We start from the raw sequence: 14,478 nt of genomic DNA, 5'->3' as shown, positions 1-14,478 counted from the left end.
ATGGCAGGTGAAACATCGGGAGAAATGGGAAGGGGCATTCTGGTCGGTTCATCAATGCGGAGAGTGGCTGTTGCGGCTGGCAGTAGCCCACCTGCTCTGGATCGGCGGCACGCTTTTGGGAGGCGTCGTGCTTGGCGTTTTTCCGGCGACCGCAGCTGTGCATGAGGTGCTTGGCGGGCAAGGCTCAGGCGGAAACAGGGATGACAGAGGGCTTGCAGCCGCTTTCTGGTATGCGTACCGCCGTTACTTTTGGCGAAGCCAGCTATTGGGATATGCCCTGTTGCTGTCGGGAGTCGTGTTGTGGGGCGACCTGATTTTTTTCCTTGGTCTGGGCACGAAATGGAGCCTTGTTTGCGCAGCTTTGTTGGCCGGAATCAGTCTTCTGCATACCGCGATTTGCTGTCACGCTTTTGCCTTGCTTGTGCGCTTGGATCGCGGCTTTTGGGCAGGAATCAGGCAGTCGTTCTGGGCGGTGGCGGCTTTTCCCCTGCACGCTATGGTGACGGTCGGCGGCGTGTTTTTGTGCGTGGGCGTCATGCTTGTCTTGCCAGCGCTGCCGATCTTGCTGGGGGCAAGTGCGCTTGTCTGGTGGATGGCAGTGCGGACGGTTCGCTTGCTGGAAAAGTGCGAGCGCAAAGCAACTACACAGCAACTACGGGGTGAAACATATGCAGTTTGATTTGGGAATCGTTCCTTTTAGCCGATACGGGTCTTTTCTCGTCGTTTCCCGGCTTGGCAGCGACAAGCGGGCCGAGGGACTGTACTTGCGCAATGTGCGTGGCGGAGACAATCGTGACGGGGCTGTATTTCGACTGGAGCTGGTAGATGACGGGGTGGCAGTTCCTTTTGAAGTAGTCGCTACGCCAACTGTGCTCGTGCTGCGGGCAGAGCAAGGCGAGCTGGAATTGTGCATGGGCGAGCCGCAGCTTGTTCAGGTGCGCGGGCGGGGTGTCGGCTTGCGGCTGGTGTTGGAATCGGAGGCCGCGGATTACGTCATGCCAGCACCAGCCGACTGCCTGGTAGTCAACCATTTTACGACCGAGCTGCACTTTCGACTGACACCGCTTGCTGGAAAAGTGGCGGTAGAAGACGCGTGGAAGGCGACGCGAGACAGTCAGGTCAAGCTGTCGTTTTTGCCTGACGGTCAGACGGGTGAGCTGGAGGGCGTAATCGAGGAATTTCAGACGGTGTGGCGAGAGCGCAGCTATCCTGATTTTGCTTCCGGTCGCGCTCGGGTGGAGCAAGAGTATCGCGAATGGCTGGGACAGACGCTTCCACTCTCGGAAGCTGCTCGTGAAGACGGGCTGGCAGAAGCGCGCGAGCTGGCAGCGTATATAACGTGGTCGTGTGTCGTAAGGCCAGAAGGGTATTTGCCGCGTCCGGCGATGTATATGTCGAAAAACTGGATGACCAACATCTGGAGCTGGGATCATTGTTTCAATGCGATGGCCTTGACTCGCTGGAATTTGCCGCTCGCCTGGGATCAGTTGATGGTGTTTATCGACAGGCAGGATGAGAGCGGCGTGTTCCCCGATTTTATCAACGACAGGTATGCGCTCTGGAACTGCTGCAAGCCGCCGATTCACGGCTGGACGCTGGGCTGGATGCTTGCGCGCAACGACGATGTTACCGATGAGATGCTGACAGCGATATACGAGCCGCTATGCCGTTGGACGGACTGGTGGTTCCGCTACCGCGATGATGATCAGGACGGCATTCCTCAATACAACCACGGCTATGATTGCGGCTGGGACAACAGCACGGTTTTTCTCGACGGGACACCGATTGAAAGCCCGGATTTGCCCGCGTATCTCGTGTTGCAAATGGATGTGTTGGCGGGAGTGGCGAAGCGGTTGGGCCGGGATGACGAGGCGCAAGCCTGGGAAGAAAAGTCGGAAGCGACTTTGCAGCGATTGCTGGCGCAGCATTGGGATGGAAAGAAGTTTTTCGCGACGCGTTCGGGGAGCGACCAGCCCACTCGGGGCGACAGCTTGATCTGCTACATGCCGCTTGTGCTTGGCGAAAAGCTGCCCGAAGCGATGCGTGAGCAGATGATCGCAGACGTGCAGCAGCGTTTTTTAACGGACCACGGACTGGCTACGGAGAGTCCGGCAAGCCCGTTTTACCGCAGCGATGGCTACTGGCTCGGCCCGATTTGGGCGCCGGTGACCATGCTGTTGGTCGATGGTTTGCGCCGTGCGGGCGAAGAAAAGCTTTCCCAGGAAATTGCCCGACGCTTTTGCCGCATGGCGGCGGCAAGCGGGATGGCGGAGAACTTCGATCCCCTGTCCGGTGCGGGACTGAGAGACAGGGCGTTTACGTGGACGTCCAGCGTGTTTTTGCTGCTGGCGCATGAGTATGTGTGAGTGACAAAAAAGGACGATGGCTGCTGGAAAAGAGCGTAGCCATCGTCTTTTTCACCTTCCTTGCTAAGGAGTAGGGTTTTCTTTATAAGGATAGGTAATTTTCAAGCGGTAATAATCGTTACTCAAGTACTTATATTGTATCTTTAGAATTTTTCCTCCTTCATAAACTAAAAAACTTGATTCATTGACCAAAGCATGAAAGCTGCTAATCTTTCCTTCGTTTTTCAATATTGGCAATACTTCATTGTAAAAAGCATTAAACTCATTCTCATTGGAGTACGTCCGATAAAATGGTGAGCAGCTGTCTGTTATACCTTCAAAAACTGTACGTTCAGGAAGTGGCAGTTTGAGTTCCTCACACTGGAAGGAATGGCTAGGGGCCAGATAACTTTTTAGAGCATGTTGAAATTCTCTGTCCCAAAAAAACAATTGAATAAGGATGAGCAAGGAAAGAGCAAATACGATCTGCCACTTCCTTTGGCGCCATCCTGCGCGGCGAAGTACCAAAGAAAAGTAGATTAGGAAGATGACAAGAAAGAACAGGGAGTAAAAAATGTGGGACAGGGGAATTGGCATAGATCCTCCATGGTGAGCGTGTATTGCATTTTGAAATACAAAGTCATAACAAACCGCACTTCACTATCTGAAATACTATTTAGTTGTGTTTTATCGAAACATAGTAGGTAGACAAATAAATGGGGCGGATATAAGCGTCTTTAGAAGTCGCTCCCCAGTGATCATTTATCCTAAGAAACTCGTAAGTCCATACGTGGCGTGTATCATTGCTATCTCGAAAAGTTGCCTCGTATTCTTTGGCTCCCTTAACAGTGACTGTATGATCATAGTAAGGTTTCGAGTCTATGCTATAATACCCTGGCCCATCACTATCTAAATAGTTTTTAATATCGTCGTAATCTGGGGTGACTATCTCTTCATCATCACTTGTGGATTGAGATGAATCCCCTACTGCGTTAGCTGCAATTTTGTATAAGTTAGCATTATCCCAAGGATAGACCCCGTTGTCCGGTTTAACAAAGTATTTTGATTTAATCATTGCGTCGTATGCTTTCTTTTTATTGGAAGAGGATAAGTTAGAGTGATAGTTCATAATTTCTAATGTGCTAATTAATGCGCAATCATTATCGTAGTTATCCCATGGACTATCATCCTGATTTATTTCAGGAACATAGTAAGATTGGCTATACTCTTCGGATACTTTGACATTTGTATATCCATCATTTTCTAAGTATTTTTTTAACCATACGCCTGGATCTGTAATATAGTCGCCGTCGTATCCTTCGTTAGCACCTGAAAGAAAAGTTGAAAATAGTGAATCTAGCGTATCTTCAGTGGTATTCTCCCATTTATTCTGCATCTGAGTAGTGTTTATAATTCTCTTTTTGTTTGGCTCGCTATTGTTTTCCCTCTTCAATTCATCTATTGACTTTCCTTTATCCTTACCTTCAATTACAACGCCATCGTGATTAACTGAAAAATGCTGAAACTGGTTAGAATATAAAGTTTTGTTATTATCGAAATATGAAGAATCAATCTTTTCAAAGGAGAATTGAAGCAGCTCGCCGCTATCGGAGTCCACAATAACGAACCCTTCTGTGAAAATAACAAGAACCTCTGATAAGCGATCTTCCAAGTCATGCACAGGAATAATTTTCTTTACTTTAAATATGCCTTTCTTTATTTGTTCAGCCCAAGGGGATTCTGTATCGACTGCGGAAATAACCATACTCTCCATTAGAGCTTGAGCGGTGCCATTTGCTATTTTTTCAAGATCGTTTGTACTAAGTATTGATTTCCTATTCTTGGGAATATATTTTCCGATTTCTTTTACAAATCGCTCGTTACTACTTTTACTGATGAGCATAGATGAAGAAGACTCTTTTGCTACTCCGGTATCTGGATAAGCTAAAGTTGATAAAAGAAGTGCGCCAGCAACTAGTAAGAGATTTTGTTTACTCATATTACCTCAAAAGTAAAAAAATGTAATTAAATCACTTTGAGTATATTTATTATACATTTTATTGTAAATATTTTACCAATCTTTAACATTCATTAAAAATTGTAACACATTCCCTTAACATTCAAGGCTTATAGTAAAAGCAACAAGCAAATAGCTTCGGAACCATTGGGTGGAGACATGTGAAAACCCATAGTTTCTTCGTACGTGCGCCAGGTGGCATGCGGAAGGACTATGTGTTTTTTTTGTGTCTCCCTTTTTGTGTTCCGCTCAAAACGACAGGAGGAATCAGAGGATGAAACGTGGTTGGCTTGGCTTGACCTTGGCAGTGGCAATGGTGGGTATGGTCGGTTGCTCTGCGGCGGGAAGCGCAACTGGAGCAGCTGGGGGCGCCGGAAAAATGGCGATTGTGTACAACAACTCTGATGAGTGGGCGAGCTTTGGCACGATTCGCCAGGCGTTCAAGGAAAAGACCGGGATCGAAGTACCGAATGACAATAAAAACAGCGGCCAATCCGTGACAGCGATGATTGCGGAAAAAGACAGCCCGATCGCCGATGCGGTCTACTACGGAATCGTCTTCGGCTCTCAGGCGGTCGAGAAAGATTTGGTGGAAGGCTACAAGCCGCCGCATTTTGACGAGATTCCCGCAGCGTTGAAAGACCCTGACGGCAAGTGGATGACAGTGCACTACGGCGCGATCTCGTTCATCGTCAACAAGCAGGCACTGGGCAGCACCCCTGCACCACAATCGTGGGCAGACCTTTTGAAGCCGGAGTACAAGGGCAAAGTCGGATTCCTCGACCCGTCCTCGGCTGCCGTAGGCTACAGCGTGACCGTAGCGGCCAACCTCGCCATGGGCGGCGATTTGGACAACTGGAATCCGGGCATCGATTACTTGAAAAAGCTGGAGGCAAACGGAGTCATCCATCCAAAAGGAACAGCCAATGCCAAAGTGATGAAAGGCGAAATCCCGATCATTATCGACGCCGATTTCAACGGCTACAAGATGAAGTACGAAGAAAACGGCCCAATCGATGTGGTCATTCCAAAAGAAGGCTCGCTGAAGCTGCCGTACGCCATGTCGATTATCAAAAATGCGCCGCATAAAGAGGCCGGACAACAATATCTCGACTTCCTGCTCTCCGACGAAGGTCAGCAAATGTTCGCCAAAGGCTTTGTCCGCCCGATCCGCAACGTGCAGATTCCAGGCGAGGTCGAAAGCAAGTTCTTGCCAGCGGCTGATTATGAGCGCGTCCGCGACGTTGACTTTGCGAAAATGAATCAGGTTCAAAACGCTTTTATCGAGCGTTGGAAGAGTGAAGTTCTTGCCAACTAGAGGAGTTTGTCTATGAAAAGAATGGGCGTTGCCGTCTTTGTCTTACCGATTTTCCTGCTGTTTGCGTTCTTTTTCCTGTATCCGCTCATCGTGCTGGTCGTAGCGAGCTTTCAGCGCGGCGGCGAGCTTACGGCGGGCAATTACGCTCAGATCATCACCAACCCGCAGTATTTGCACTCGCTGTGGAACAGCTTGTGGCTGTCTCTGTCCGTGACCTTGGTTGCGCTGGTTTTGTCTGCTGTGCTCGCCTTCTTTTTGGCCCGGCATTCGTTTCCGGGGAAGACGCTTTACTTTACGCTGCTGACTTTTCCGATCTCTTTTCCGGGCGTTGTCGTTGGCTTCATGATCATTATTTTGTTTGGTTCGACGGGCATTTTGCCGATGTTGTCCGAGCTTTTGACCGGGGAAAAAAAGCTGGTGTTTGCCTACACGATTGCCGGAATTTTTTTGGCCTACCTGTATTTCGAGATTCCGCGCATTGTGATGACGCTGTACGGGGCGATCAAAGATTTTGACCAGACGCTGGAGGAGGCTGCCCGAACTATCGGGGCTACGCCATGGCAGGCGATCCGCTATGTGGTACTGCCGACGCTTTATCCGATCTTTCTCTCGGCGGGAGCACTTGCCTTTTCCACGTCGATGAGTGCATTCGGCACAGCTTTCACGCTGGCGAACGACTTCGATATTTTGCCGATCCTGATGTACAACGAGTTCACGCTCAATTTCAACATTGAAGTAGCCAGTGCGATTGCGGTCGTCATCGGGCTTGTCTGCGTGGGGATTAACCTCGGGTATCGCGTGCTGGTCGAAAAGGAGGGGCGTTCTTGATGCAAACAGCAGGAAAAGCGTTGGTCTACGTGCTGGTTTTTCTGATCAGTGCGCTCATCCTCTCTCCCTTGTTGTTTACCGTTGCCGGATCGTTTGCGGTGTACTGGGGCGCTGACATGTATTCGGCGGGCGTGACCTTGTCCTGGTATGCAAAAGTATTCGAGAAATTTGGGCATACGATTGGCTTTACGCTGGTGCTCGCTTTTTGCACGGTGCTGGTCAATACGGTGCTGGGCACGATGGCCGGCTACTGGTTTTACCGTTGGAAAAGCCGCTGGGTGTTTGTGCTGGAGGAACTGCTGTCTTTGCCGATCGCCGTACCAGGCATTGCGATTGCCCTGGCGCTGATTCAGACGTATCCGGCGATGCGCGCATCCGGTGCCTTGATGCTGGTCGGGCATGTAATCATTACGTTTCCGCTGATGTTTCGGACTGTGCTCGGCACGCTGCGGACAAAAGATTTTCGCACGCTCGACGAATGCGCAGCTACGCTGGGAGCCGGGCCGATGTACCGCTTTTTCCATGTGATTTTTCCGAGCATTCGCGGGGCGATTCTCTCCGGTGCCGTCATGGTATTCATGCTGTCGCTCGGCGAGTTCAACATGAACTTTTTCCTGTACACGCCGCTGACGGTGACATTGCCGATCGGGCTGTACGAAGCGTACTCGACGCTGCGGATTGAATTGGGCAGTGCGTACACGACACTGTTTTTGGCGATGGCGATTCCGCTGATGTACTTGCTGCATCGCCTGAACCAGAGTTCGGCCTTTTCGCGAAACGGAGGGGTGTAGATGGAGGAGAGCACGGTGCAATCGATGGAAATTGCCATTCGTGGCGTATCAAAAACTTTTCAGGATGGAACGACGGCCTTGCAGCCGATCGATTTGCAGGTAGCGGCAGGCGAGGTGCTGGTGCTGCTCGGGCCATCTGGCTGCGGGAAAAGCACGCTGCTGCGGATGATTGCCGGGCTGGAGCAGCCGACAGCCGGACGTATTTTGATCGGGGATCGCGACGTTACCCAGCTTCCGCCGGAAAAGCGGGGGATCGGCTTTGTTTTTCAGCAGTACGCCTTGTTTCCTACGATGACGGTGGAAGAAAACATCATGTTCGGCATGAAGCTGCGCAAAATCGGCAAGCAGGAGCAGAAGGCCAAGCTGGAGGAACTGCTCGCCTTGATGAACTTGACGGAGCTGCGCAAGCGACTGCCTATTCAGTTGTCTGGCGGGCAGCAGCAGCGTGTGGCGATTGCCCGCGTGCTGGCGACTGACCCGATGATTTTGCTGATGGACGAGCCGTTGACGGCACTGGATGCCAAATTGAAGGAGCACCTGCGGTTGGAGCTGGCCCAGTTGTTTCGCAAGCTGCACATTACGACGGTATACGTGACGCATGACCAGACAGAAGCGATGGCGATTGCCGACCGGATTGTCGTGATGAACAAAGGGGTCATCGAGCAGAGCGGTACGCCGAAAGAGATTTACCTCAAGCCGAAATCTTCATTTGTGGCCCAGTTTGTCGGGCAAGTGAACCGCTTGCGGGCAAAGGTCAAGACAGCGGAGCGTGGCAACGTCCTCGATTTGGGATTTTACCAGCTTCCGTACAAAGGGGAGAGCCGGGCAGTCGCGGACATCGACGTGTTCCTTCGCCCGGAGGACGTATATCTCACGCAAGAAGCAGGCTTTTCTGCACGCGTGCAGGACGTGATTTTTCTCGGCGATCATTACCGCGTCATTGCCGAGTCCGGCGGGCAAAAGCTCGTTATCGACGTCGGAAACGACACGCTGATCCACGAAGGAGATCAGGTGCAACTGGAAATACGCGAAGACAAAATCATTTACGCATGAGGTGACGGGGATGAAAAAAGAAATTTGCTACTCCGACTTGGCGCTTTTGACGCAGCCGATTGAGGCGAATATCGAGCTGCTTCTGGAACACGGGGCAGACAAAATCGAGCTTTTGATGGACGGGCTGCAATGGGATGCCATGGACGATCAGATCGCCCGCATGAGCAAAGTGTTGCCCCAGTACAACGCAGGGTACACGGTGCACCCGCCAGCGTGGGACACCAGCTTGACCAGCGAGAACAAAGCGATTCGCGAAGCGTCTTTTTCCGAGTACGCGAAAGCGATCCAGTTCGCGCATAACATCGGGGCAGAGCATGTCGTGATTCACCCCGGCTTTTGCTTCTCGCCCGTCTTTGACAAAGAAATTGCCCAGATGCGAGCGGCTGACGCGATTCATCGCCTGTGCAAAATAGCCGCGCCGCTCGGCGTGAAGCTGGCTGTGGAAAATGTAGGTTACAAAGGCGCGTCGATTTTCAGCGAAGCGGAGTTTGCGGCTTTTCTGGATGGAATGGACAGCGTCGCAGGGTACTTGCTCGACACCGGACACGCTTATTTGAACGATTGGGACATTCCGGCACTCATTCGCAGTATTTCGCACCGACTGCTTGCCGTGCATTTGCATGACAACTACGCAACAGGAGACGATCATTTGCCGATTGGAGAAGGCGGCATCAGCTGGGAGCCTGTTTTTGCCACACTTGCGCAGACCGCGCCGGATTGCCAGCTGATTTTGGAATATGCGCCGGGCACAGAGCTGGTCAAGCTTCAGCAAGGAAAAAGCATGCTGCTGGAGCGATTGCAGCTCGTGTAAGCAAACAAACCGCACTACTACCATGATCAAAAGGAGTGGAGAGGGAGCATGAAAAGAAAGCAGACGAAGCAAACAGGCAAAACAGGAACGCAAAAGAGGGCAACGGCAGCATCTGTACTAGCGTTGACCGTCCTGCTCAGCAATGTCCCGGTGCATGCCGAGAATGCGACAGCGGTCACTGAGACAGAAGCAGGAAGCAGCACAGCAGGCGACACGAAGGCAGAAGAGACTGGGACAGACGCGCCAGAAACCGGAGCAGCCGAAGACGCTACCGCCGGCGAGAACGGCCCAGCAACTCCGGAAGCGCCAGGGGAAGTGCCCGCAGGTGATGCCGAGACGACACCAGGAGAAGCTCCTGCCGAGGTGCCGACTGATGCGCCAGCTCCAGAGGAAATTCCTGCTGTATCGAGCGTGGAAGCTTTGCAGATCACGCAAGACTCGCCGATCAAAATTACGGAAATTTTGTACGATGCAGACGGCTCCGACGATGGAACCGAGTTTTTGGAGATTTCCAATCTGGGAACGAAAACCGTCGATATTAGCGGCTACATGATCGGCGATGAGGAAACAAGAGGCGGCGGCGAGGGAATGTTCGCTTTTCCGCAAGGCACGAAGCTTGCTCCCGGACAATCCATCACGATTGCCCAATCGTCGCTGATCAACAAGGCCAAATACCGCTATACTCCCGATTTTGAGCTTCCGCCTGTCGAGCAGTACAACCCGCAAGACGACCCGGATGTGCCGAATTTGCTGCCGACCGATTGGGCAACAGGGACGATTGTCATGGCAAACGGCGGCGATGACGTGCTGCTGATGGACGACAAGTACAACGTTCTCGACTATGTTCCATACATCAAAGACACGACTTTTAACGGCAAAAAAGTCAAGGCGGCCAAGCCGTTGAACAACTTGGGCGAATCTTTGCAGCGAATCAAGCAAACGGGAGATGCTTCGGTCGACTTTTACTCGCTGTTCCCAAGTCCGGGAACGTGGAGCGACAAGGAGCCGGAAGAACCGGACTTTGGTCCGAGCGACTCTTTGATCATCACAGAGGTTATGAATGATCCGCTGTTTGATGAAAGCACGGGTGAATTTGTCGAGATTACGAACATATCGGATAAAGCTATCGACATTAGCGGCTATTTGATTGGAGATGAAGAAACAAAAGGCGGCAGCGAGGGAATGCACGCGTTCCCGCCGGGGACAATCATTCAACCGTACCAGCCAATCGTTGTCGCCCGTTACGCGGATGGCATCGTAGAGCGTCACCAGACGAAGCCGGACTTTGAAATTTTCGAGTCGATGGACGATGTACCGCAAATGCTGCCGACGAAGTGGGCTACTGGCAGCCTGTATTTGGCTAACAGCGGCGATCATGTGATTTTGGCTGATCCAGAGGCGCGCGTCATTGACGCCATGGTATACGGCGATGCCAAATTCCCGCAAGTAACGGCACACCCGGGAGTGGCAGGCGGTCACACGATGGAACGCTTGACAGGTGAAGATACGAACGACGCTTCCAAAGATTTTGTCGACCAGCCTAGTCCGACTCCGGGAGGTCTTCTGTTCGGCCCGGATGCTCTCGTAGACAAAATTCCGAAATCCGATTTGAAAGACAACGTCCTGATCGTGAAGGAGCCAGAGACTGGTGTCGTATCGCCAGTGACAGTAATTGGCTGCTATCAATCCGGCGATGTCTCGGCATTGGCTTCGTCCGGTGTTTCCTCCGTATTTTTGATGGTGGGCAAAAATATTGACGGACAACTGATTGTGTCGGCGGGAGACAGACCGCTTTTGGCCGATGCCCTCGATCAATTGGCGAACAAAGCGATTCCGATTTTGTCCATCGAATCGAAGGAGCTGGTGCCAGCTGTTGACCAACTGTTGACAGAGCGTTCCTTGACGGATGTGCACATCGTATCGAGCAACCCGGAGATTGTCCGTGCAATGCGGGAGAAAAACGATGAATACCGCGGCGCGATCCTGGACGGTGTGGACGAGCTTGATTTGGCCAAGCAAAAGCAGTTGGTAAAAACCGTGCGCGCCAGCAAATCGAACGTGCTGATTTTGCCTTACGACCGTGTGAATGCGGAAGTGGCTCGCTATTTCCGTCTGCGGGGAATTACGGTATGGGCAATCGAAAAAGCCGGAACCGTGCAGCATCACGATCTGGTCAGCATGGGTGTGCGCGGAATCATCTCTGCACAGCCAGAAACGGTGTTGTCTGCTCTGGCAGCCTATCCGACCGAGACGTTGACACAGCCGCCAATCGTCTACGCGCACCGCGGCATTCCGTCCAAAAAGCCGGAAAACACGATGTATTCGTTCCAGGAAGCGATTGACCTGGGAGCAGATATCGTGGAGACGGACATTCATAAGACGAAGGACGGCAAGCTTGTCCTGATTCACGACTTTGAGCTGGAGCGCACGACAAACGGCACGGGAAAAGTAAAAGACTACACGCTGGCAGAGCTTCGCGCACTGGTTGCCAACAAGCAAGACCCGGAAAACCCGGACTGGTACCAGCCTGAGATTACAGATGCCCGCATCCCTACACTCGACGAGCTGCTGGAAGCGGCAAAAGGCAAAGCCGTACTCGATCTGGAAGCAAAAAGCATCGGCTACGAAAAAGAAATCATCGAAGCCATTGAAGCGCATGACATGGTGGAAGACGTCATTCTTTGCAGCTTCAGCTCGGAAGTATTGAACCGTTTTGCTGCTTTGAATCCGGAAGTCGGGCTGGGCTATGTGCTGAGCGGCTCCAAGCCGGAAACGAAGAAGGATCAATACGCGGAGAAGCTCGTCACAGATGCGATCCAGCTCAATGCCCAATACTTCCTCGACCAGGCGATTTTGACACCGGAGCTGGCGCGCTACGCCAAGCATCGCGGATTGCCGCTCGGCGTGTACACCGTAAACGAAAATGCGCAGATTGAAGAAGCGTTGCGTACAGGTGTGAGCGGGGTTGTTACCGACTACGCACAACGTTTGCTGACAGCGCCAATTCGCGTCGATGCGCCGCAAAGCTCGCTGGAATTGACCGCAGGTGAAGTGAAGCCGCTCGAAGCGATCATCGACTATCGCGTGGCGGAAGACCAGTTGGCGCCAGCCCGCATTCGCCTGATTGACAACCATGACGCCGCAGTGGAAGTGGCAGCAGACGGCAAGAGCCTGATCGCCAAAAAGGCTGGCACAGCCAAGGTTCAACTGAGTGTGGAAGTGCCATCTGGCGGCAAGACGTGGAAAATGGTCACGACCGTGATCGAAGTGAAGGTCAATTAATTGTTTCGCGAAACAGGAGGGGGAGCTGCTTCCCTCTCCTTTTGCTACTATGACGTTTGTGCGAAATCAGAGGACAGACCTTGAAACTTCTGAACATTCGGGATACTCTTGATGAAAAGGCTTGATTCGTAGAGCGGAGGGTGGTTGATGCATGCTCGAGGAAAGCGTTTCGTTGCGGATGTGGAAACGTTTTGTTCAAGAAGGTGTAATTGACTCAGCACGAATCAACAAACGGATTACAGAATCGTGGCATCGCTGCAAAAGCAGCCGGGTAAACCCGTATGCAGGCACAGGGCAGGTTGTACTCGCCGGGGATGCGCTGAAAAGACAACAGGAGAATAGTCGCCTGCTGCTGGAGCTTGCCTTGCCGCAAATTGACCGACTGTCGCCTTTTATCCACGACGTGGGGATGATCGCGCTCGTGATTGACCCCGAGGGCTACGTCTTGAGCATGCGTGGCGAAAAGCGGGCGCTTCACGATGCCAATGCGATCAATTTTGTCGAAGGGGTACGCTGGACAGAGGATGAGGTGGGCACGAACGCAATCGGCACGGCGCTTTTGGCAAAAGAAGCGATCATGGTCAACGGAACCGAGCACTATTCGGTTGCCTCGCATCGCTGGAGCTGCTTTGCGGCCCCCATCCGGGACGACAGCGGCTCGCTGCTCGGAATCATTGACGTATCAAGCCCTGTCGAGCGCAGTCACCCGCAGACGATGGCGACTGTCATGACGCTTGCTTACTCCATCGAGCAGGCTTGGATGAAGCAGCGGCAGCAGGACGAACTGGAATTGCTGCAACGCGCCATGATATTGCCGAACGAAGGACAGCGGCCCATCATTTTTTGCAACCAGGAAGGCCGGGTAGTGTATGCGAGCGCAGATATACGCAAGCGAATCGCCAACTGGACCAATCTGAGAAGACATGAGGTTGCGGAGTACGGCTTTTTCGAAGCGCGGCAAGCGCCGTTGTTTTCCGAACGTCATCCGGGCTTGATTGGCTGGGTGATCGAGCTGGCGACAAGCGATGCGGGACTTGCGCGGATGTTTGTGAACCGTTCCTCCTCATTCCGCTTCCAAGGCGAGCCGGGAACGAGCGCAGCCTTTTGCAACGTCCTGCGGGAGCTGGAGCGGATCGCGCCAACGGACGGGAACGTGGTGATCTATGGCGAAAGCGGCACGGGAAAAGAGTTGGTCGCACAAGCGATACACGACAACAGTCCGCGCCGGGAAGGGCCGTTTGTGGCAGTCAACTGTGGCGCTATACCTCGCGAGCTGATGGAAAGCGAGCTGTTCGGGTATGTGGAGGGGGCGTTTACCGGAGCGCGCCGCCGCGGATATACAGGAAAGCTGGCGCAAGCGAACGGCGGCACGTTGTTTTTGGATGAGATCGGGGAGATTCCCGCTGCCATGCAGGTCGCTTTGCTGCGCGTCCTGCAAGAGCGAAAAGTCACGCCGATCGGCAGTACGGAAGAGCATGCACTGAATATTCGCGTCATCGCGGCTACGCATCGCAATTTGCGGCAACAGGTGGGTGAGGGCAGCTTTCGCGAGGACTTGTACTATCGGCTGCACGTCCTCCCTGTATCACTGCCGCCGCTGCGGGCGCGGAAAGAAGATATTCCGCTGCTGATTCGCCACTACTGTCACAAAAACGGCTATCAGCTTGATTTGCCAAAAGCGTTGCTGGATGAGTTGATAGCGTATGACTGGCCGGGCAATATACGCGAGCTGTACAACGCCGTTGAACGTCTGCGAGTCCTTCCCCGAGAGGATTGGAAGCGGTTACTTTGCGATGTGATGCAGGCAGGAGCTGATTATGAGCTGCGTCCGCAGGCAAGACAGTCGATTCAGCAGCCGTCTTTTTACGAAGCCGACTCGCTCTGTTACCGCGAACAACTGGAGCGGCAGACGATCGTGCAAGCTCTGGAAAAAAGCGGCGGCAGCGCTTCGGTAGCGGCTGAGCTGCTAGGTATTCCGCGCAGCACTTTTTACCGCAAGCTGAAAAAGTATCGGCTCTGACGAAAGAGCACGA

The 14,478-nt window shown here is 52.7% G+C and carries 11 protein-coding genes; 9 read left to right on the top strand and 2 right to left on the bottom strand.

The window, feature by feature from the left end; all coding sequences use genetic code 11:
• Window positions 1–7: 7 nt before the first annotated feature.
• On the top strand, window positions 8–679 hold the full coding sequence (locus DEP07_RS14915) for a YesL family protein (RefSeq protein WP_274874607.1): 672 nt from the start codon (window positions 8–10) through the stop codon (window positions 677–679).
• Complete coding sequence (locus DEP07_RS14910; RefSeq protein ID WP_287102671.1) at window positions 669–2,366, top strand: amylo-alpha-1,6-glucosidase; 1,698 nt, start codon at window positions 669–671, stop codon at window positions 2,364–2,366. The genes DEP07_RS14915 and DEP07_RS14910 overlap by 11 nt, the downstream gene beginning before the upstream one ends.
• 63 nt (window positions 2,367–2,429) lie before the next feature.
• On the opposite strand, the gene DEP07_RS14905 is transcribed toward DEP07_RS14910, so the two are convergent.
• Entirely contained in the window at window positions 2,430–2,942 is a 513-nt protein-coding gene (locus DEP07_RS14905) for a hypothetical protein (protein ID WP_122962309.1), read from the bottom strand.
• A 79-nt stretch (window positions 2,943–3,021) separates the two neighbouring features.
• Entirely contained in the window at window positions 3,022–4,344 is a 1,323-nt protein-coding gene (locus DEP07_RS14900) for a hypothetical protein (RefSeq protein ID WP_287102670.1), read from the bottom strand.
• A 292-nt stretch (window positions 4,345–4,636) separates the two neighbouring features.
• On the opposite strand from DEP07_RS14900, the gene DEP07_RS14895 reads away from it, so the two are divergent.
• From DEP07_RS14895 to DEP07_RS14865, 7 genes are all read left to right on the top strand, one after another.
• Window positions 4,637–5,680 (top strand): extracellular solute-binding protein, encoded by a 1,044-nt coding sequence (locus DEP07_RS14895; protein ID WP_122962311.1) that lies wholly within the window; start codon window positions 4,637–4,639, stop codon window positions 5,678–5,680.
• Between the two features lie 12 nt (window positions 5,681–5,692).
• Window positions 5,693–6,508 carry an ABC transporter permease gene (locus DEP07_RS14890; protein WP_122962312.1) on the top strand — a complete coding sequence of 272 codons (816 nt, stop codon included), beginning with the start codon at window positions 5,693–5,695 and terminating at the stop codon, window positions 6,506–6,508.
• Window positions 6,508–7,299 (top strand): ABC transporter permease, encoded by a 792-nt coding sequence (locus DEP07_RS14885; protein WP_122962313.1) that lies wholly within the window; start codon window positions 6,508–6,510, stop codon window positions 7,297–7,299. Before DEP07_RS14890 ends, DEP07_RS14885 begins: the two co-directional genes overlap by 1 nt.
• Window positions 7,300–8,352, top strand: coding sequence for an ABC transporter ATP-binding protein (locus DEP07_RS14880; protein ID WP_229049777.1), 1,053 nt, complete (start codon window positions 7,300–7,302; stop codon window positions 8,350–8,352). It abuts the gene before it with no gap.
• A gap of 10 nt (window positions 8,353–8,362) precedes the next feature.
• The gene (locus DEP07_RS14875) at window positions 8,363–9,163 is read left to right on the top strand and encodes a sugar phosphate isomerase/epimerase family protein (RefSeq protein ID WP_173598943.1); all 801 of its coding nucleotides are present in this window, start codon (window positions 8,363–8,365) and stop codon (window positions 9,161–9,163) included.
• A gap of 48 nt (window positions 9,164–9,211) precedes the next feature.
• A complete protein-coding gene (locus tag DEP07_RS14870; RefSeq protein WP_287102669.1) occupies window positions 9,212–12,445 on the top strand; it encodes a glycerophosphodiester phosphodiesterase family protein in 3,234 nt (1,077 codons plus the stop codon).
• A 151-nt stretch (window positions 12,446–12,596) separates the two neighbouring features.
• Window positions 12,597–14,465, top strand: coding sequence for a sigma-54-dependent Fis family transcriptional regulator (locus tag DEP07_RS14865; protein WP_281868589.1), 1,869 nt, complete (start codon window positions 12,597–12,599; stop codon window positions 14,463–14,465).
• Window positions 14,466–14,478 lie beyond the last annotated feature (13 nt).

The sequence above is a fragment of the Brevibacillus sp. genome (assembly GCF_003521185.1).
GTDB lineage: Bacteria > Bacillota > Bacilli > Brevibacillales > Brevibacillaceae > Brevibacillus > Brevibacillus parabrevis.
Note: the sequence above shows the minus strand (reverse complement) of the source record. Positions and strands in the feature narration are given on the sequence as shown.

Coding starts and splice junctions, on each gene's coding strand:
- DEP07_RS14910 (WP_287102671.1), top strand. CDS start 669: ATGCAGTTTGATTTGGGAATCGTTCCTTTTAGCCGATACGGGTCTTTT.
- DEP07_RS14905 (WP_122962309.1), bottom strand. CDS start 2,942: ATGCCAATTCCCCTGTCCCACATTTTTTACTCCCTGTTCTTTCTTGTC.
- DEP07_RS14900 (WP_287102670.1), bottom strand. CDS start 4,344: ATGAGTAAACAAAATCTCTTACTAGTTGCTGGCGCACTTCTTTTATCA.
- DEP07_RS14895 (WP_122962311.1), top strand. CDS start 4,637: ATGAAACGTGGTTGGCTTGGCTTGACCTTGGCAGTGGCAATGGTGGGT.
- DEP07_RS14890 (WP_122962312.1), top strand. CDS start 5,693: ATGAAAAGAATGGGCGTTGCCGTCTTTGTCTTACCGATTTTCCTGCTG.
- DEP07_RS14885 (WP_122962313.1), top strand. CDS start 6,508: ATGCAAACAGCAGGAAAAGCGTTGGTCTACGTGCTGGTTTTTCTGATC.
- DEP07_RS14880 (WP_229049777.1), top strand. CDS start 7,300: ATGGAGGAGAGCACGGTGCAATCGATGGAAATTGCCATTCGTGGCGTA.
- DEP07_RS14875 (WP_173598943.1), top strand. CDS start 8,363: ATGAAAAAAGAAATTTGCTACTCCGACTTGGCGCTTTTGACGCAGCCG.
- DEP07_RS14870 (WP_287102669.1), top strand. CDS start 9,212: ATGAAAAGAAAGCAGACGAAGCAAACAGGCAAAACAGGAACGCAAAAG.
- DEP07_RS14865 (WP_281868589.1), top strand. CDS start 12,597: ATGCTCGAGGAAAGCGTTTCGTTGCGGATGTGGAAACGTTTTGTTCAA.